Source organism: Persicobacter psychrovividus, from assembly GCF_036492425.1.
In the GTDB taxonomy this organism is placed as follows: Bacteria; Bacteroidota; Bacteroidia; order Cytophagales; family Cyclobacteriaceae; genus Persicobacter; species Persicobacter psychrovividus.
On the sequence record NZ_AP025293.1, the window covers coordinates 600,168 to 621,766 of the forward strand.

Below are 21,599 nucleotides of genomic sequence, written 5' to 3' on the forward strand. Positions count from 1 at the left end.
TTGTCCAAAGATTCTTTTATTTCTAAGATCGGATATCGCAAATTCAAAGCCCCTTTACGCTTCTTTTTGATGAAAGTGTCTATAGGGAAAGTGTACGTTATTTACGGACTTGCACCGATTAGTTAATCGCCATGCACGGCGCACAAAAAAAGAGGCTGAGCGTACAAATGCTCAGCCTCGTCAACCATAGTTTACTAAAAAAAAAGGATCTTATTGCACTAACAGTGCGGATGATTTCAGCAGCTTGCCATGGTGCACCACGCGCACCCGATAGAGGCCTGTCTGTAAACCATAAATGTCCATTTGCATTGACTGCACACCGCCTTTGGCAAAATGCTTTTGTCTGCGCAACATCATGCGCCCTGCGGCATCGTAAAATTGTACGGTAACCTCCCCTGCGGTATCGAGCTTAAGCAACAGGTTGACTTTCTGATCGCGCGCCGGATTAGGGAACATGAGCGTTTCCTGCCCCGACTGCTCCAGTTCCTCGCGCTGACGTTCAAAACCGTCGAGCTCTCCATTGCCCGCATTGGGGTCGTTGATCACCTCCACATAAACAAATTCAAAGACGATCCCATCCTCTTTCATGTCATCGGCGGCAAACACGAGCACCGCTGTCCCTTCTTTCAGGGCATGCAAACCGATAATTTCCGTGCCGTAACTCATCTCCACAATATCTGGATGATAGTTGCCACTGAACACCTGAATAGGGTCGCCGTCCGGGTCTTCAAACAAATCGGACACCTTTAACGACAGCGCTGAATTGCCGGCAAGGTTCATGGTAATATATTTATAATCGGGGTTAATAACTGGCGGACGGTTTTTGTGCTCCACTTGCAGCAAGAGGGTATCCACCGTCCTGTTGCCCTTGTCGTCAAGAAACTCCGTGACAAACTTGTACAGCCCTTCGCTTTCATATTCGGTGAGCACCTCAAGCTGTGCCGTATTTTTCCCTGTTACTTCAAAAATCGCTTCCACAGATTCAGGAATAGACTCAGGCAGCACCTGCGCCGTTACGGGGTCGCCTTCAAGGTCTTTCCAGTGGTAGCTGAAGACTTTTCGCTCTGTTTCCACCATGCGCAAGGTATCTTCATATTGATTTGGGCGATATTCAATGACCGGTGCGGCATTTAGACGCATTTCCATCGCCATAAATTCAGAAGCACGATGATCGTCGTTGGTAGAGATCCAGAGTACCGCCGAATTGCGGCCACTCACCCCTTTGTTGCCCTTAATGGTGGCGGAAATTTGCTGTTGGCTTCCACCCTCAATCTGCCCTACGGCCGGATCAGGACTGAGCCAATGACCAGGTTCCCCTGCCGACAAAGCCCGCAACTTATAGTAATATTTATAATTATTATAAGGCTCAAAATCCGAATGTCGGTTCCATACGACCTCTCCATTTCCAGTATTGATCCCAAAAAAGCTATGGTCGAGCAAATCGTAATCCGGAGCGAAATCATAACCGATATATTTTGGATAACCACGCTCCTCGCCTCTCGGCTGTCTGATGATGATGTAGTAAGACTGACCTTCCGGCACAAGCAATGGAGACTCCAATGCAAAATACACCCACTGTTCATCAATCACCTGATCAATAACATAATCCTGTTGATACATCAGTGTGCCTTCATCGGGCGTATCGCCGTCGAAATAAATCTGAATTTGCACGTATTCATTCACGGCCACAAAAGTGTTTTGCGAAGCAATATGCGTGATGGTAAGTCCCCCTTCTGGGGCAAAATTCTGCTGAGCGAAAATCTGCGGCGTAGCCTCGGTAAGCTGTCTGAAATAGCCATCAGCAAAGCTTTTATGGTCATACGACTGCGAGTATATCGCGACGGGACTTTCCAATGCAATCTGCCCAATCTCTTCCACCACATTGGGCATGCTTTCCTCGGGTTGTTCAGGAAGTTTCAGCACTTTCAACTGATAATCGAGCTGGCCTTCTCCCTCATTACTGATGGAAAAATCATAGGTTTCCGATTCCGTACTGTTCACCTCAAAAACCTGTGGCGTGGCGGTCCAATTCATCACAGGAGGCATCTTCACCTCTCCGTTCATCAGAATTTCCTGCGCCTCCACGTTTCCTCGCACCTGCAGTTTGGCGTTCAGCATCCCCGTGGTACGTTGCTCCATTTCCACTTCAATCGTGGTGCTCGCCCCAGGAGCTACGGCAATGGATTTCACCAGTTCCCCCTGAAATATGACCATCGGCTGCCCTTCTTCATCATAGAATTTCGAGGCGTCCGGTCCTTCCATCACAAGGTGTGTAATGCGCAATTCCTCGTGTCCGGTATTGTTGAAGACCACCTGCTGACGTTTTTTCGCCGGGTCATAATAGAATATTTCTCCGAGCTCAATCTCCTGAAGTGTGTTCAAGATCGGCCCGCCGGTATAGTTAAAGCCATAGCCGAGGTGGGCTTCCTTTAAACGGATGCTGTTGGTCATCATCCACAGGCTATCCTGCGCATGGCCAGACTCAAATACCCTGTTTCCTTGCCCTGCAAGGGTAAAATCGGCGGTCTGCCCGGCAGGTAATTCCCCATGATATGCTGGGCTGATGGCGAAGGAAGTGTTGTTTTTCGCCTCGGAATACTGGACAATGATGGCTTTCTCATCAGCAAGAACAAATTGCTCGTCAGGGCTTTCAAGACCAATACAGATCAGGCCTTTCCACTCCTCAATATCAAGATAATGGAAGAATATTTGTCCTGAGGCAAGGATTTCGAGCTGGAATGTCGCTACCCCTTCCGCACCGTAGGCCATCGGGTCGGCCACATAATTATGCCATTGCAAAATCAATCGGTCTTCTTGCTGAAGCAAAAACAAACCACCTTCCGATTCATGCGGAATAATCTGACTCCAGAAAGGCGCCATCATGGCACGCAGATCGTCGCCCGTCTCAAAACCAAATCGTTCATTTGCAAAATCAGGTTCAATAAAGCTGGCAAAACCCGTATGGCTCACCCACAGTTTTTGGTATTCCTGATTGAAAAATTTCCCACTGAAAGGCAGGTCAATTTCATAACTTTCCCCAGGCTCAAAATCCAATTTTTCTCCCGTCAGGGAAATGTCCACCCAACGGTGAAAAGCATTGCCCTCTTGGCTGTTAAACCATCGGTAACCATCGGCTTTCAGTTCAAAATGGCTGCTGTCTGCCGAGCTTGCTTCGGGCTCCACCACGCCAAACAGTGCTCCACTGATGGTAAAGCGCAGGCTGTCGGTGGCGCTATGGTTGGTCAGCTGAAAAGGAATCGAGAAATCGCCATCGCCCTCAAGTTCCAGTTCATTCGCTTCGCCAAATGCCCAGGTGTAGGTGAGGTCTGGCTTGGCGGTTCCTCCCACGGTAACGGTGTGGGTTTGCTGTTGGCCGTTCACCAAAAACGACAAATCGATTTGGGCAGAGAAATCCCCCACTTCAAGGGCATCGACCTCCACGGGCAATACCCATTTGCTGTGTGGCAAAATTTCAATATGATCTTCGAGTGCCTGCTCACTGACCAGCGCCGCGACCTCCTCGTTTGTGGACGCTACTGCTGTCAGCCATAAAGCCGACGATCCGTTATTTTCAATTTCAATAAAATCAAGGGCCGGTACCTGCGTGGTCACCTCCTCGACAATAATGGTAGAAGGCAGTTTTAAATCCGCCTGCCCGTTCACTTTTACCTGAAAGGGTACTTTTTGCAAATCAGGAATGCCATTGGTCGCCACCAGCAAGGTATCCGTATAGTCTCCCTGCCACACATTCACCCTTCCGGGGTCCACGAGTACCGAAAGCGAAGCCACATCGCCGGGTGCCACGACCCCATTTTTCGCGCTTAACTGACGAATAACCGATACTTTTTCATTGGGTGTAAAAGTAACCACACTCCCATTCCTGAGTGGGTATTCCTCGTGGGTATAATTCATGAATTTCTCCCAGGCAAGGCTTCGGATACCAAAGCTGTAACCGATACCGTCAACCGCCTGCATATCTTCAATGTCCACGTAGTGGTACTTAATGGTGCCATCTGCGAACAGCGAAACCTGAAATGCCACATGACCGACCACCCTGATACCATTCTCAAGCCCATCATAAATCTCCCCTTCAATCAGGAATCTGCTTTCCATACCGAGGGCTTCATGGTACACATCAGTGATGATAATCCAGGAACCATCCAAGTCCAGCCCTTTGATTTCCACATTGGTAAAGGCCACCAGTTTCCCTTGCTGATTGATGTCCACTCCCCTGATGACCTGATCGTAAAAAGGAAAATCAATCCCGATTTCGAAATCAAAGGCCACGCTGTCAGGGGTATAGTGTGTTGCATAGTTTTTCCATGCTTTCCAGTGGTCAATACTTGCTGTATCTTCCTCCACGGTCATGGTGTAAGTCAGGGCACGGGGCATAACGCCCATTCTGAGCTGATGATCGTCATAAACAGAAAAATCATACTTAAAATCAGCCGTTGAGGTATTCTCAATCTGCAATTCAAGCTGCCCGGATTCCCCACCATTCAGGGTAAGCTGAGGGACTTCAAATCGGATGTCAGCAGTGGGGTTATCGATGACCATAAATTGCCCATTGATATTAAATTCCCCTTCCAGTGCCTGAATTTGCAACTGCTCACTGTACAATCCCTTATCAGGAGCGGTATACTGAAAGCGGAGCAAGCCTTTACTTTTTGGCGCAATATACTCTGGGTCGTAAGGCTCCTTCACGATGGCGAGCGAATTGCCTTCTCGGTCCGTCAGGCCGGTAATGGTGAGTTTGTCGAGTCCGGTATTTTCCACCTCAATTTCCACCAGGTTTTCCTGATGCGCAAACACGGTTTCCTCAAAACGGAAGGCCGGATCAATGGCGGCCTGTTGCCCACTGATTTCAAGCAATACTTCAATGTTCTGTATCGGTTTGTGGATGTCGTTCGTGAAAATTCCCATGGAGGCAATATGCGGACCGTTGGGCAATTGGTGGGCGTCAATCGTTGCCGTTACCTGTTGCTCCTGATCGTTTCGGATTGCGCCCTGCGTTGGATCAAGGAACACAAAGGCGCCATAATCGCCGGTGCTGAGCGCAGAGATTACCGGTACCGATGGGCGAGTTCTCAGCTGCGTAATGACCTTATAGGAGCGCCCGTTATTATCTGAATAGCGGATTTCGTCGAGATACGGATAAGGGTCGGTCTGCATGGCCAACGGATAGCGCATGGCAGAAGGGAAATGCAACACCACCCAGAAAGATTCATTTTCATCGATGCGCAATGGTTCATACAATGGCATGCGGTAAAACTGGAAGGTGTCGAAGGTATCCGGATAGTATTCCTGCAGGCGAACTGTTTCTGCCGACAGAAAATCGTTTCTTCCGCCTTTTTTAATTTCTATGACAATAGGCTCCGGACATTCGTCCAAAAAGAACAAGCCCTCGACGTGTGTCAGGTTGAAGGTATAATCCCAGGGAATATCAAATCGGGTAGCGAAAATCAGCCCCGCACTCAAATCTCCTGTACCTGCCATATAAGTAGGATAGGTATTGTTTTGCAAGGAAACCCCTGCCACAAATTCCGTTACGTCCCCTTTCCAGTGGTCGGTGGGAATCGGCGCCTCGCCAGCCGCAAGTTCACGGGTGGCAGGCATACCTGCGTTGGTCACTGCTGCTGAAGCGGCCTGTGGTTGCTCCTTCGGCACCCATACCACGGAGGCCTTTGATGCTGTTGAAGCTGTTGAGTCCTTCGGACTCAGCTGCTCCTGCGCTGTAATCGCATTAACGGTTTCGTTTGTTACCGATGCATTCCAGTAAATAATTCCGTCGCCGGTATTGGAAAAGGTAATGGTTTCCTGCTTGATGGCCTCCTCAGTGACATCAATTTCAAACTTCAGCTGAGTTTTGTTGGTCATGAAGTTCGGGCGCTTGGAAGTCGTGAAGGTGAACACGTTGGAAACCTCCGAGCGATTTTCAAAGCGGTCTTCGGACATCACCGCAAACCAGTAAGGGGATTCTTTGAGCATGCCTGTAATTTGCAGCTCAAAAGTCTCCCCGCCATCAATATTGTTGGCAATCAGGTAAACCACCTGCTGATCAAATTCAGCCGCTGAAAATGCTTTGTCGGACATGGCGAGATAAAAGTTCGCCGGCGCCACCTGGTCTTCATCCGTTGGGACCGTCCAGGTCAGGGTTGCTTCATTATGGAAAATATCCTTTGCCCCCAGGTCGGTAATTCTTGACGGAGGTTCGCGGTTATCGTCCAGCAAAGCCCTTTCGGCATTCAATGCCCCCTTGCCAAATTTATCCTGATGGTCAAAGTCAAATCGCTTCACCGATCCTTCAAGGATTCTGCGCAACTGGTCAGCGGTAAAATCCTCTCCACCGAAAGCCTCCACCACCAATGCTGCCACGCCCGAAACCTGCGGACAAGCCATCGACGTTCCTTCCATCATCCCATATTTATTTCTTGCGAGGGTCGAAAGAATCCCGCCCTCATTGCCATACTGGCTCATGTTTCCACCTGGCGCAGAAAGGTCCACCCAGTCTCCGTAGTTGGTATATGGTGCCGGCAGTCCGTCGGGCCCAAGTGCCCCCACCGCCAATACCTGATCGAAAGCCCCCGGATAACGCACCGCTTCAGAGGCGTTGTTTCCTGCCGCAAAAATCACAATCCCGCCTTTCATCGGGCTGCCCTCGTACTGACCGGCCTCCTCGATAAAATAGTTAATCGCCTCGAGTACTTCGGGCTCAAAATAGTTCGGCACATTATAGCCCCAGGAGTTCTGAGAAATAATAGCACCCTGATCTGCCCCATAAACGATGGCTTCCGCAAAGTTCCGCCCGCCATTCACACGGCTATCAAAAACCTGACTCGAGATCATCTTTACGCCCGACTGTTCGCCGTTTCCTCCGGCCACACCTGCAACCCCGAGGCCGTTGTTGGACATTGCCCCAACCACTCCGGCAACATGCGTACCGTGGTCGCCGGCAGTTACCGGTCCGCCGAAGGCAAAATTCACCCCGTAAATATCGTCAATATATCCGTTGCCATCATCATCAACACCCTCCTCGCCATACAGCTCGACCTCATTAACCCAGATATTCTGCTTCAGGTCTTCGTGGTGCACATCAATTCCCTGATCGACAATCGCCACGATAATATCTGCGCTGCCCGACACCTTCGCCCACGCTTTGGCCAGGTCGATGTCATAACCTTCAAGCCCAACGGTCCCATCGTTTTCATAACCCCACTGTTGTGATATCATGGGGTCGTTGAACATCAGGGAGTCAGTGGCCTGTGCAGAAAAAACCCGCTGAACAGCCGCTTGCTCACCCAGGTTCACCTTTTGATAGACGGGTTTAGCGATGTCGATTTCGGCCAGTGAAGCATAAGCATTCACGACTGTTTCCGGGGATGTTTCTGTATCAAACTCCAGCTCATACCACAGGTGCAAACCATGCTTTTGGTGCTTGGCTTCATGCTTTGGCGAATAGGGGAATACCCTTCTGAGCTGGTGAATTTTTTGTTGCTGGGATTGTTGATCCACCGCGGCAATGCCGAGTAATGGCTTGTCAAAATTGGCCTTCATCCGCAAATTGGGCTGCTCGGCCATAGCTTCAGGCTTAAACTTGATCCGTATCCGGCCGGGGATCACCTCCTGACTAAGCGCCGCCTGCCCGAAAGCATTGCTGAACAGCAATACCAACAGACAAAGGCTTCCGATATATTTAATATTTTTCATTGATCTTCCTTTTTTTTAGTAAACTGAACTGCCCAGCCTTACTGAACATCGCGCACATAGCGCACTGAGGACATATAATAATCGACCGGATAAACCGCCATGCCAGCTTCATTTAGCCCCTGAGGGACAATGAAGATGTAGTTGGAATTATAGTTCTCCGCGTAATTGGACGTCCAGAAGTGCCCCCTGATTTCCTGACCGGAAAAAACATTCCGGTTTGCAGGGTCGGTGCCACTGTTAATTTCAAAATCGCCACCAAAAGGCAGCTCCATGCCTGAGGCCCCTCCTATTTCGAGGTTAACCTTTCCGGCAATGCCTCCGCCAAAATCACTGATCAGCTTTTCGTATTCCTCCACCGTCGGTATTCGCCAGCCTTCCGGGGCAGATTCTACCGCCGCGAGATAGTGATAAAGCCGGCCATATTTTTTGCGATCTTCTTCGGTTTCCAGGGCATGCCCATCGACCACCACCGCACGGTAACCAAAGCCATAAACCCAGGAGCCTTCGCCCGGGTAGGCGGCATAATTGTAATTGTCGGCCATCCATTCCATGCCATCGTGCTCAATAAAGCGGTAGCTTTGCCCGTCACGTTCATCTTTCCACATGCCCCATTTGCCACGGAAGCGAATTTGGACGGTATCCACCGACACCTGATCGTCCAAAGTAACAGTGTACTGAAGCTCGTAGCGTTCATCGGCCTTACCACTGAACAAGGCGGAAGGGATATTGCTATTGATCAGCTTTCCGCCTTCGCCGCCCACCAGTGCCCACTCAACGGCACTACCTGCTGGCTGAAAAGCCTCAAGGGTTACATATTTCTCCTCACCGGTACCGGCCTTGATATCGAGCTGGTCTGCCCCGGCATCCGCCTTGAGTTCATCGGTTACAAACTGCCAGCTGACAGTTGCCGATTTGGAACCATAGGTGGTTGTCCATGTTACGGTATAGGCGGTTTGTGGCCGCCCGATAAATTCGGCACGGTGCGAATCGGCCTGCAAAATTCGGCCGCCTGCCCCTTCGGTAACTTCCCATTGGCCTGTCGCCCCAAAGCGCACTTCAGCAGCATGGAGGTAAACCGAGATATTACCACTCAGGCTGTCGGGTTGCGGGTGCAGCATCTGAGGGTTCATGCTTTTGAAAGAGACCGAGATTTCATCTACCCGATAGGCTTCCCCATGCCCGGCCTGCCAGCCGATGACATATTGCTCACCTGGCTCGCCGAAAAATTTGCTCTTCGGGTCGTGGATGTCCTCAAAATGGCCATTTTCCCCCATGAACAACTGCCACGTGCCCTCCACACCCGCAGGCAGTGGCACGGCATTCAGCTGCACATGGTATTGTTCACTTTCGACATTCTCGAAGCTCGGCCCGGCATTGGGCTGTAGCTTGATGGGGTCTTCATGCTTCTGGCAGCCCATCAGCGCGCCCAGTATCAACAACAAGGCGGCACACTGTCTGATATATGTTGTCCGTTTGCCCATCAGTATCCCTGGTTTTGGTTCGATTCGCTGATATTGCTATTGGCGTCAATTTCTGACTGCGGAATAGGCAAGGTCATTCTGTAATAATCGTCATCCTGCTGGCTGAAATCAAACTTCACCCAGTGGTTGCCTCCACGTACAAAGGGGGCCGAACGGCGCTTGATATCGCTCATGCGGAAGCCCTCACCGAACAGTTCTTTGCGTCGCTCTATCAAGATCAAGTCGATCAACTCCTGCCCTGTTGCGGTTGGCGGAAAAGCCGAAGGATCGGCACGTTGCTGAATACGGAAAAGCGCATCCTGCGCTTTGCGGTCGTTGCCCATTTCTGCGGCAGCTTCCGCCTGAATCAATACCATTTCCGAAGCACGCATGGGAATACGCTCGGCATTTCCCACCACGGCATTATGGTGAAATTTCATGATCAGGTGGCGGTCAGGATCAATTTCCTCCTCCATATAAAACTGATTGGCACGCAGATCGGAACTGGCGAACATATTCACGAAATCCTCATTGGCACGCATAGAGCTGTAGCCATATACCGGATAGTAAAACGAAGGGATGGTCATGTACACATTGTTGTCCTGTGGCGTGTAGGCGATGGTAAAAATACTTTCCGCATTGCGAAAGTTGAAGCCCCTGAGCAGGTCAATGCCATCGGTGAGCTCCATATCTTCCACCGCCATATTGGCGGCATCGAAGGCCTCTTCCCAGCGGTGCATGTTCAGATTTACCCGCGCCAGGAGTGCATATCCTGCACGCTGACTCATGTAGGCAGGGTCCTGCAACTGGTCTTCCTGCTCCACGCGGTCAAAAAGATCGATCGCCACCTGAATGTCCTGAAGTAAAAATTCATAAACATCCGATAGGCTTGCCCGAGGCATAGGCTCCTCGCTCCATTGCAATACGCGATCCAGGAGCATGATACTTTCCGCCTGCGGATCCACATGGTAGGCAGGGGCAAAAAGCTGTACCAGTTGTAAATGGGCATAGGCCCGCAACAGTCGGGCTTCTGCTTCCATTTGCGCTTTTTGGTCATTGGTAGCATCAGGGATATTGCCCACATTGGTAATCACCATATTGGCGGCATGAATCACGCGGTAACCCTGATGCCAGGGGTAATCTACGTAAGTGTGGTTCGGTAATGTGTTTAACTGATAAATGGGTACAAACCAGTTCCAGTTATTGACGGTGTTGACCATAACGTCCTCACCGATAATATCGTTGGTGATCGGCAAATACAGGCCATCAAAAGTGGGGGCACTGAGTAAATCATAGACGCCGATCAGGGCTGCTTTGGCACTGTAATAGCGTTCAAAAGTATCCCCATCATTGATAGATTCGGTGGGTTCTCTCATCAGGAAATCCTGACTACATGCGCTGAAAAAAGTGCTCAGGATAAGCACCCAGAATATATTTGTTCTCATATCAGATTCTCATTTATAAGCTTACTTTAATGCCCATGGTGATGGATTTCACGCCGGGAATGACATTGTTGGTGGTTCCGTTGATGGCACCTTCGGGATCAAATCCCTTGTAGTTGGTCAGCGTCCACAGGTTTTCACCCGAAAGGAAAATTTTCAGGTTTTGTAGGTGAAAAGGGTTAATCAATCGCTGAGGAACATTGTAGCTTACCGCTACGTTCTTCAGGCGCAGAAAAGAAGCATCTTCAAGGAATCTGCTCGACATCAGTGCACCGCCGTCTTCGTTGTTGATCACGTAGCGGGGCACATCGGTATCCCTGTTTTCAGGAGTCCAGGCGTTCAGGGCCTCTTTGGCCAGGTTATAGCCCGGCTGGGTACCGTCGTGCATGTTGGTGGCCAGGTCGTTATTGTAGATCTGCCCGCCAAGGCTGTAATAGAAGTAGCAGGAAACGTCGAAATTTTTGTAGGTCAGGCTGTAGTTCAATCCTCCATAAAACTGTGGCAGTGCCGTACCAAGGCGAACACGCTCGGCGTCCTGGTAGTCACTGGTAACCTCACGGCCAGAACCATGAGGATCGCGGAAGGCCGAAGCAGGGTTGCTGTTTTCTTTTTTATCGTCGCTCTGGGCATTTACATACCACATCGGCTTGCCATTGTCTGGGTTCACCCCTGCCCACTCCCGCATATAAAACTGATAAATGCTTCCGCCGGCTTCCAGTAATTTGGTGCCGGAAACGAGCTGATCGGTTTCAATATTGAGGATTTTATTGTTGTTGGTCGAGATGTTGAAACCCACATTGCTGTACCAGTCTTTTTTATCGACGATGGTGTACTGCAAGCTCGCCTCAATACCGCTGTTGTTCATTGCCCCGAGGTTGGTCAGGATGGAACGGAAACCGGTTCCTGCTGACAGGGGTTTGTTGAACAGCAGCCCGTCGGAACGACGATGGTAATATTCAAGATCCAAAGTCAGTTTATTGAAAAAGGCGGTTTCAAGCCCGATGTTGAAAGCAGAAATTTTCTCCCACTGAATGTCGGGATTTGGCAACTGTATTGGGCTGATGCCCGAAATGCCGTTGTAATTGGCACCACTGCCATAGAGGCCATAAGAGGCGAAATTACCAATGCTGTTGTTTCCTGAAGTTCCGTAGCTGCTTCGCAGTTTCATATTGCTGATCCAGGAAATATCTTTCATCCATTCCTCTTCAATAAGTCGCCAGGCACCACCGAGGGCATAAAACACCCCAAACTGGTGGTTTCTTCCAAATCGGGAACTGCCGTCGGCACGTACACTTGCGCTCAGAAAGTAGCGGTCGGCAAAATCATATTTCGCTTGCGACAAATAAGACACCATCGCCCAGCTGGTGGTGGAGCTGTAGGCTTGCTGAGGCGTCGCTCCCCAGCCGAGTTCTGGCTGGTTGGGAATCCCGAATCCGGTTACCTCGGCACTCAGGAACTGACTTTGACTGGCGATGGCCTCCTGTCCGGCAAGCACCTCGAGGTGATGATCCTGCCACTCCTGTCGGTAGGTCAGGATATTGGAAAGGTTCCAGGTGAAGAGGTCATAATTGCTTTTGCTCGAACGACCATCAACACCTCGCCCGTTACCATGGAATGGATTGTAATAACTCAGTCCGTTTTCCACCGTTTGGTCAATCCCAAGCGTTGATCTGAAATTGAAATGTTCGAGGAAATCCGCCTGAATAAACATGTTGGCCATCACGGCCTTTGAGGTGTAGCCATACTGATCGAGTTCGGCAAGCCCCAAAGGGTTAAAATCGAAAATGGCTTTATTGTCCCAGTTGTAGCTGCCGTCGGGATTATAAACGGGCGAGGCGGCGTTGATGATCTCTGCTGATCGCACAGGATTTGCGCCCCCAGTACCTCCGGGAGGCTGGGCCGCTTTGGAATAGGATAATTGCGTTCTGATGCCCGAGGTAAAGACATCGTTAATGCGGTGGTTGATATTGATTTTGGAGGTGATCCTGTTGAAGTTGGAAGAGATCACGGTACCATCGTCGGCAAAATAACCAAGAGAAAAGTAAAGTTGTGTTTGGTCGTTTCCGCCAGAGATGGTCAGGTTATGATTTTGGGTGATGCCATTTTTATACACCTGGTCGCGCCAGTCGGTATCGGTAAGTACCTGTGTTCCGGGAATCAGTTTTCCGTTGTTGTCTAACGGTTGGTCTACACCAAAAGGGTTAAAGCCTACGGTTTCCTGAACAGCCCCATGTGCATGCGCCCGTGCGGCATCCACACTGTTGCCATCGAGCAACGAACGGTTGTAAAGTCCGCGCCAGCTGTGCTCATAAATATCCGTGGAGTTCATCAGGCCATAACCGTTGGAAATTCGCTGATTTACCCCCACCTGACTGTTGAAGGAGATGTTGGTTTTTCCCTTTTTCCCTCGCTTTGAGGTAATCATGATGACCCCATTGGCGGCTCTTGAACCATATAGCGAAGAGGCGGAGGCATCTTTAAGGACCGTTACTGTTTCAATATCGTTGGGGTTCAAATCTGACAGGCTGCCACTCATCGGCACGCCATCAAGCACATAAAGCGGGCTACTGCTTGCGCTGAGTGAACCAATTCCACGAATACGGACGGTAGCACTTGCCCCAGGCTGCCCTGAAGAACTGCTGACCATCAGGCCGGGGGTGGTCCCCTGCAGGGCTTTTTCAAAAGAAGTTACTGGCCGGTTTTCAAGTACTTTTTCATCCACAACAGCGGCGGCCCCTGTAAAGGCCTCTTTGGTGGAAGTACCATAGGCCACCACCAGCACATTATCGAGCTCGGTGATGGCACTTTGTAACTGAACATGAATTTCTGACCGCCCGCCAACGGCTACGGTCTGCGGCGCCATCCCTACGAAGGAAAACTGCAACTCCATGCTATTGGAAGGTAGCTGAAGCAGGTATTGGCCATTAACATCGGTAATGGTTCCGTTGTTATTGGCAATATCCAACACATTAACTCCGGGGATCGGGTCACCTACCTCATCGGTAACCACCCCTTTGACCGTAAAGGACTGGGCGTAACTTATACTGCTCAGTAAGCACAAGGCTACCAGCATCAATAAACTTCTCATCAATATCTTTTTTTTAGGTAAACTGAAATTAGGAACACTGCAGAATAAAACGGGGAGGCCTGCTGCACGCTCAGAAACGGTCGCCACAGGCTGTTCCTTGCCTTATTCTTATATGTTTAGTGGGGAAGAGTTGAAAAAATTAGCATTAGGTATTCCCCAGCCCTATGCTCAACATTAGGGGGAAGGGAGTCAGCCTCCCCCTCAGCGTAATCGACTAAAATTAATCGTTACAAGGTGTCAACAACTGTGTGATGGCCTCTTGAGTTTCCATATTCGCCCAGTTGAAAGAGAAGGTGGCCTTTTTGTTTCCACCCTCAAAATCACCATTGTTTATCTTATTAAAAATAGGTTCCATCGAGCAAAGCCCTACGTTTTCATCTTTTGGCATGGTCAGGTACAGGTAATCGCCATAAGAAAGGAATCTGTCGAGTGAACCAAGGGCATTGAATTCGGTAACATCTCCCGCATCAAGGTTCAGGTATCTTACTGTATTCAGGGCCTCGAAACCATCCAGGCGAACATTGGCGGTATTTTGCACACTGCTGATGCCACCACCCAACTGAACAGCTTTAAGTGCCAGGCGAAGGTCGTTCGTTCTTTCAAGCTTGGAGAAACTCTTGAACCAGCTGGCGTAAGCAAAAACCTCCACATCAGCAAAACCATAAGTACTTGCTTTAACTTCTGTCAGTTCATTAAAAACTGAAATCACATCCAGCGTTTTGGGACCCGACGTACTGATAGAAATTTTTTCACCAACAAAAGTGGTTACTGCATTTAAGCCGATGGCTTCTGTCATATTGCCGTTGTTGTTGATAATCACACTACCGTGGATTTCCGTCAGGGCACTGAAGGCCGGCAATTCAGAAAGTCCCGTAGATTCGGTCGCCTCCCAGTCGTAGCTGTTGTCATTACTGCTGATATTCAGCTCGCCATACAATTTTTCAAGCGATTCAAAGTCCACAGTTTCTACGGCAAAATTCCGATCAAGCACCAACCCGCCTTCAAGCATCGTTGTGGCTGAACTGATGGTCGTCAGCCCGGTCATCACACACTCAAAACTGCCACCTACCGTACCAAGCACCAATTCACCGCCCGATACATAACTTACTGCTACATTGTCGGTAACATGGGCACCGCCAAGATCAAGCGCCGACAATACCCCAAGGTGAAGGTAGGTCGGGTCATCCTCGAGGTAACCATCCACCAAAACATCCGATACCTGATCCAGGGAAGGAAGGGTCAGGGAAGTTAGGGCGTCATTCATTTCCGAAGTCAGTCCTCCGTTAATCAACACCAATTCAGGGGCATCTACTGCCGTCAAGCCTGCGCCTTCAGCAATCACCATGTCGCCACCTACGGAAGTCAGCTTGCTGAAAGTAACCTTTCCACCATCCTGAAAAGCAGATACAGAAAGGTGTCCGCCAACGGTTTGCAACATCTCAAAATCAACTTCCGCAAGGCCAGAGATCAACAAATCGCCGCCAACCAGTTTGGCTGCCGCAATTTTTTGATACTGATCCGCCGATTTCAAAACCGCCTTACCCGTAAGGATCGTTGCGCCCTGCGTTGCAAAGGCCTCATAATCGGCATCGGTCAATAGGTTACCGTAATAGATCGCATCAGAATTGTTGGCAACCTCTTCCTGCATCAGGCGCATTTGCTCCATGATCTGCTCGTAATCCGCATCGCGTTCAGAAGACAATGCCGCCATTTTCACTTCCATGGCAGCCATGGCATTAAGTAAGGCTTCCTGCTGACTTTTTTCCAGCTCACCCACTTTGGAATTCAGATCGTCGATCTGCTGCTGCAGTCCATCGATTTTATCGTTTACACAACCTGGCGTTGCTAATACCGACGCCACAAGTCCGAGAATTAAGACCTTTTTTTTCATAGTAATACATTAGGTTAAAGGAGGGTTCTTCCTTGAATCATAGTTTAATGCAAAGCTAATGGGCAGAAGATTACAGGCTGTTTCATTGGAAAAATCATTGTGCCAATGCATGATTTGGCGCAAAGCACGCAATGGCACAGTGGGTTACATTTTGATTATAAAGCTGATTTTCAGCCTCCTGCAACGCCACAGGATATAATCCGCAGTAATGGGCGGCATTTTTTCGGCAATGAAGAGCCGCTGGGGGTTTCTGCTAAAAATGGATTAGTGAATACTTGAAAAAAGGTCAAAAACCGAAAACACCTTCTAATCTATCCCAAAGGAAGGGCGGCAGTAGCGCAAAGTGGTGGACATTAAACTGTTTGAGGGATTGAATAAATCAGAAAAGATGCTTAATTTTAATTAAACAAGACCTCCTTTTTTGTTTTCACTTGTTAAGTTAAGATCAACCCTATGGATAATTACTGGAGCCTGACACTCATTTCAGGAGGAATTCTTGCTTTATTTTTGGCGCTATATTTATTGCTCTACCCTGCCCGGTTTCTTCCCAATAAACTCCTCGGGGGGCTCGTTTTCGCATGGGCACTCACCGTGCTGATGTTTAACTTTAAAGATACGGCCTTCTTTCTGCAGTACCCGAAACTTTATGGTACCGCCGACTTCCTGGTGCTTTGTTGCAGCCCACTGATGTTCCTTTATGTTAAATACTACATTAAGGGCAATCCGCGCATGCACAAAAGGGAACTGGGGCATTTTGTGCCGGCACTTTCCTACCTTTTGGTGATCAGCCCGATGTTTTTTATCGATCCCGCCGAAAAAACCTCCTGGCTCCTTGAAGGCTTCCCGGAATGGTACCTTTGGTGGTCAAACTTCTTCAACCTGTTCATCATTTTTCAGTGGATGCTCTACGCCATCCTGTCGCTCAACCGCCTGCAATCCCTTGGGCAAACCGAGCACGCTCCGCAACGCTCCTTTACTTACAAGTGGCTCAGCGGTTTTCTGGCTGTCAATATCCTGCTGTGGATCATCGGCACCTCGGGGGCAGTGCTTGAACTGATCAAGATTTCTGCCGTGATCAATATGTTTCAGCTCTTTTACAGCGGACTCACCATCTCCGCCCTGGGCCTGAGCATCTTTGCCATTACCAAGCCGAAAATTTTCAACCCCAGCATCCTTCAGCAAAAATCTGCCGCAGCTTCCATAAAAAACCATGAGCATGATTCCCTTGCTGAGCCTGCACAAAACCCGCAGAAAGCACACTATGAAATGCTCCATAAAATCCTGACCGAACAAAAACTCTACCTGAAAACAGACCTCAAAATGCAGGACCTTTGCGCAGAAAGTGGCCTGAGTTACAAAAGAATATCGGAGGCTTTTAATGGCTACAAACAGCAATCTTTTCATGAGATCATCAATCAGCTGCGCCTGCAGGAAGCACTGAGCCTTATTTCCCAGGATTTCCACCGACAGTACACCCTGCCCCACCTCGCCGAAATGGCCGGCTTCAACTCCAAAACCACTTTCAACAGAATCTTTAAAAAACAAACCGGACTCACGCCCACTGAATATATTCAGAACAATGGGGGTTGAGGGGGGCAGGATTTAATGGCATTCCCCGTAAATCCACCTCATTTTTTATCATTCTGTATTTAAGCGTTGCAGCAAAAGTATGGCCGCAAATATCTTTCTTTTCGCTTAAACACTCTCCTTCTTTCAGTGTTGTGGGAGAAGTGCCGATGAAGGCGTTTGCCAACTTATTGAAAGTTTGGGTTACCCGCATCTATGGTTCATTACTCATTCTTAAATTTCAAATTATGGAGTGGATTTATCAGGCGAATGACCCGTTGTGGCCTACTGTGGCGGGGAGTGTTTTGATTTTTTTAGTGGTGGTGATACTAACGCGGATCGTGGGTTTGCGGTCTTTTGCCAAATTTACGGCTTATGATTTTGCTTTCACGATTGCTGTTGGCAGCATTATTTCGTCGATCCTGACTTCCAGCACGACGGTGGTGCATGGTTCTGTGGCTATTGTAACGTTGCTGTTGCTGACCTTCGTTTTTTCGTCCTTACAGCGGCGCTTCCAGTGGGTCAACCAACTGATTTCCAACAAGCCGCTACTGCTGATGAAAGGGCCTGAAATTTTGGACAAAAACCTGGCACATGCACGGGTGGAGCGGAGTCAGTTGATTGCCAAACTGCGGGAGGCAAATGTGATTCATTTTGATCAGGTTCTGGCGGTTGTTCTGGAGTCCACGGGAGACATTTCAGTGCTTCATGTAGGCGATGACGACGACTGCAGCCTGGGGGAAAATATCCTTGAGGGCGTAAGGGAACATCCTTAATTGAACCCTATGCTGTTCTGGCCAGTAACGCATTTCAGCAAACAAGGAATTGAGTGCTGCTATTTTTAAAATTGAAAAATTTCTTATCTTTCAAATGATAGATCTATTTTTAAAGACATGCAGCTACACTTTTCCAAAAAACTTGAGAAAATCATTCCTCCGCACCTTTTTGCAATTCGGCTACCCCATGAAATGCCACCCGAGGGGAAATGGATGGCGACGCTTTTTAACCTGGATCGGAAGAAGTGCCTGCTGGTAACACACCTGCCAACACGATATTCCGTGCTTGTTCCCGAGTATAAAACCAAAGATGCATTGCGCCTGACCGATTTGGTGCTGGAGGCTTTTGCGGCACAACTTCAACATACAGGCACTGACCTTAAAAAAGACCGCCTGTTGGAGGGGCTGTCCTCCGTGAAATTTTTCCGCACGGATAATGACCGCAAGGTGATTGGCACTCAGAATTACTTATTGGGTATCCTGCAGGAGTGGAAAACTGGGCAGCCACGCTTCAGTGCATGGGATTTTTCTGAACGGGCAGCAATCCTTAATAAAATCCCTTATCAGCAATTAAACTGCTCAACGCCACAGCTTGAAATGGAGCAGTTTCTGAAAGAGGTGTTGCAGTTGTGTTAATAAAACACCCATGAATGGTCAGTACTTTTGACGCAACCCCTAATTATTGCGCGGTTTGGTTGTGCACAGATGACACAGATTTCCACAGATTTTATTTAAATGGAAATTTATATTTAACCGGCGCGAGCGTCCCGCTCGTGACCACCTTCTGAATATCAACAGTGGGTTGGTGTTTTATTTATTGTCCACAGATGACACAGATTTCCACAGATTTTGTTTATGTGGAAATTTATATTTAACCGGCGCGAGCGTCCCGCTCGTGACCATGGTCTGAATATCATCAGTGGGTTGGTGTTTTGTTTATTGTCCACAGATGCCACAGATTTTGTTTATATGGAAATTTATATTTAACCCTTTCTGAGGGCTGTATTTTGTGGATTATTTTCCCGTTTATGTACTTCGGGTTAAAACCCGAAGCTGTTACAAAATGTACCTTCGGCACACCAGTCCTGAAGGGACTTTTTGTAATAGACATGGAATTCATTCTATGGTAAAAATAGGCGAGAGCTCAAACGATCTATTATTATATCCCGAAGGGATTACCTATCATAGCGAGGGGTAAAACCCCTCGGATTATCCCCCAAAAACCCTATCACCCTGAAAGGGTGCGACTCGTTATTTATATAGAAATTCATATTTAACCGGCGCGAGCGTCCCGCTCGTGACCACTATCTGCAAATCATCAGTGGGTTGGTGTTTTGTTTATTGTCCACAGATGACACAGATTTCCACAGATTTTTTTAGATGGAAATTTATATTTAACTGGCGCGAGCGTCTCGCTCGTGACCACCTTCTGAATATCATCAGTGGGTTGTTAGACGTTAAAAATAACGTCTCTACAGGGTGATGCGCTGCGCTTGATACTATAGTTTTTTGTAGATCAAATATCAAAACAATAGGGGGCTTGGCGTTTTGCCTGAGCCCCCTGTTGATTTTCAGCTGAAGTGAAAGAATATTATACGCTTCATTGTCTTATTCTTTAATTAATCTTATCCCACCAATGGAAAGTGCATTACCCAAAACCCTAATAGTATTTTCCTGAGCTCGCAAAGCTCTTATTTCTGAATCAACTTTTTGAAGCTGAATAATAGACATTTCTTTAAATGAAGAAACATAAAGATCGGAACTTGTTCTTCCCGAACCTTTTAACCCAAGACCGGAAGTGTTATTTCCTTCAAAAACACCTTCAAATGACCAATATTGCTCATCATCAGTTAACACATCATTGGCTATATTCGGATAATTACTTGCCCAATAACCATCTTCTTCTGCTACCCCACCTAAAGCTACCAACATTTCTCGTGCTTGATCAGCAGTTGGTATTTGCCAATCAGTTCCCTCAAGCGCTACCATCATTGGCACAACGTCATTGTCATAATGATAAGCATGCCCATATTCTTCTACATAATTGTCTATTTCAGAAAGATTGTTTTCATCCTTATACACCTTCCCGCTATTGGTCGCCGTCTCCATCTTCAAATTCTCCGCCATCCAGATTTGCTCACCGATTTTCACGGTTTTGTAGATATGGTCATCGGTATATTCCCCAAAGGTACCGAGGGTCATGGTGCCAAATTTTCCAATCTCGATTTGGGCATCGGTGGTGCTTTCCTGCTCGGTAGCGTTGGCATCGGTGCTTTCCGCTACGGCACGCAAGGCAAATACTTCCAACATTTGGTCTTTGAACAAGTCGGTGATTTCCGCAGAAATATAGTGGTCGCCTTCCTTGGTCAAGGCAATTTCTTTTTCTTCTTCGCCGATGGTCACGAATAATTGAGGATCGTCCATCTCTGCATATTCTTTGCCCTCTTCCATCTCGAAGTGCAATTCGAATTGTACCACATCGCTTTCGGTGAACAAATCGGCTTGCTCATTATCAGCAGGATAAGTAGAACGGACGTAATCTTCGGTCACTTCCAAGTGCAGGCTTGGGGTGATTTTTTCTACGGGCTCTTCAATTGGTGGCTCTGGAATAGGATCTGGCTCGGTGGTTTCGCTGGAGCAGGCCACCATTAAAAGTGATGCCATGAGGAAGGCAAATAGTCGGTTGATTGAGATGATTTTCATCAATAAAAGTTTAAGTTTTAATAGTCATACTTACATCACATATCAAATCAAACCACCTTTCCCCGACACTATTATCATGCTTTTCAATATGATATAAATTGTATTCTGCATGAAGATAGTGAGGATAAATATAAATAAAGAAGTTTATCGCGGTAAAATTCCATCTATTTTACAGATCGCCCCTGCTGATGCTTGAGGAGGGTTGAATATTCTTTTTGATGAACAGGGCTTCCAAAAATAGGGTGGGTTATTGTCGGATTGTACTGCAAACCCTAATTATTGCGCGGTTTTGTATTGTCCACAGATGCCACAGATTTCCACGGATTTTGTTTATATAGAAATTTATATTTAACTGGCGCGAGCGTCTCGCTCGTGACCATGTTCTGAATATCATCAGTGGGTTGGTGTTTTGTTTATTGTCCACAGATGACACAGATTCCCACAGATTTTGTTTGTATGGATATTTATATTATGCCCTTTTCGGAGGGCTGTATTTTGTGGATTATATTCCCGTTTATGTACTTCGGGTTAAAACCCGAAGCTGTTACAAAATGTACCTTCGGCACAACAGTCCTGAAAGGACTTTTTGTAATAGACATGGAATTCATTCCATGGAAAAAATAGGCGAGAGCTCAATCAATCTATTATTATATCCCGAAGGGATTACCTATCATAACGAGGGGTAAAACCCCTCGAATTATCCCCCCAAAACCCTATCACCCTGAAAGGGTGCAATTCTTTGTTTATATAGAAATTAATATTTAACCGGCGCGAGCGTCTCGCTCGTGACCACCTTCTGAATATCATCAGTGGGTTGGTAGACGTTAAAAATAACGTCTCTACGGGGTGGTGCGCTATGCTTGTGTGGTATTTACGGATTGTACCACAATCCCTAATTATTGCGTGATCTTTTATTGTCCACAGATGACACAGATTCCCACAGATTTTGTTTGTATGGATATTTAT

At 48.0% G+C, this 21,599-nt stretch carries 9 protein-coding genes; 3 read left to right on the plus strand and 6 right to left on the minus strand.

Going from position 1 to position 21,599, the window contains the following annotated elements:
• Window positions 1–210 precede the first annotated feature (210 nt).
• The 5 genes from AABK40_RS15835 to AABK40_RS15855 all read right to left on the minus strand — a co-directional run bounded on the left by AABK40_RS15835 (window position 211) and on the right by AABK40_RS15855 (window position 15,588).
• On the minus strand, window positions 211–7,707 hold the full coding sequence (locus AABK40_RS15835) for a S8 family serine peptidase (protein ID WP_338398100.1): 7,497 nt from the start codon (window positions 7,705–7,707) through the stop codon (window positions 211–213).
• A gap of 38 nt (window positions 7,708–7,745) precedes the next feature.
• Complete coding sequence (locus AABK40_RS15840) at window positions 7,746–9,188, minus strand: FISUMP domain-containing protein (RefSeq protein WP_338398101.1); 1,443 nt, start codon at window positions 9,186–9,188, stop codon at window positions 7,746–7,748.
• Window positions 9,188–10,612, minus strand: a complete 1,425-nt coding sequence (locus tag AABK40_RS15845; RefSeq protein ID WP_332921162.1) for a RagB/SusD family nutrient uptake outer membrane protein — start codon at window positions 10,610–10,612, stop codon at window positions 9,188–9,190. Before AABK40_RS15845 ends, AABK40_RS15840 begins: the two co-directional genes overlap by 1 nt.
• 13 nt (window positions 10,613–10,625) lie before the next feature.
• Window positions 10,626–13,697, minus strand: coding sequence for a SusC/RagA family TonB-linked outer membrane protein (locus AABK40_RS15850; RefSeq protein WP_338398102.1), 3,072 nt, complete (start codon window positions 13,695–13,697; stop codon window positions 10,626–10,628).
• Between the two features lie 220 nt (window positions 13,698–13,917).
• Window positions 13,918–15,588: a hypothetical protein gene (locus AABK40_RS15855; RefSeq protein WP_338398103.1), complete on the minus strand. Its 1,671-nt coding sequence runs from the start codon at window positions 15,586–15,588 to the stop codon at window positions 13,918–13,920.
• Between the two features lie 453 nt (window positions 15,589–16,041).
• Here AABK40_RS15855 and AABK40_RS15860 point away from each other — a divergent pair, with 453 nt between their 5' ends.
• From AABK40_RS15860 to AABK40_RS15870, 3 genes are all read left to right on the plus strand, one after another.
• A complete protein-coding gene (locus AABK40_RS15860) occupies window positions 16,042–17,178 on the plus strand; it encodes a helix-turn-helix domain-containing protein (protein WP_338398104.1) in 1,137 nt (378 codons plus the stop codon).
• 224 nt (window positions 17,179–17,402) lie between these two features.
• A complete protein-coding gene (locus tag AABK40_RS15865) occupies window positions 17,403–17,930 on the plus strand; it encodes a DUF421 domain-containing protein (RefSeq protein WP_338398105.1) in 528 nt (175 codons plus the stop codon).
• Window positions 17,931–18,047: 117 nt separating this feature from the next.
• Window positions 18,048–18,566: a DUF6933 domain-containing protein gene (locus AABK40_RS15870; protein WP_338398106.1), complete on the plus strand. Its 519-nt coding sequence runs from the start codon at window positions 18,048–18,050 to the stop codon at window positions 18,564–18,566.
• A gap of 972 nt (window positions 18,567–19,538) precedes the next feature.
• Here the strand turns inward: AABK40_RS15870 and AABK40_RS15875 are convergent.
• Window positions 19,539–20,633: an FISUMP domain-containing protein gene (locus AABK40_RS15875; RefSeq protein ID WP_338398107.1), complete on the minus strand. Its 1,095-nt coding sequence runs from the start codon at window positions 20,631–20,633 to the stop codon at window positions 19,539–19,541.
• Window positions 20,634–21,599: the final 966 nt, after the last annotated feature.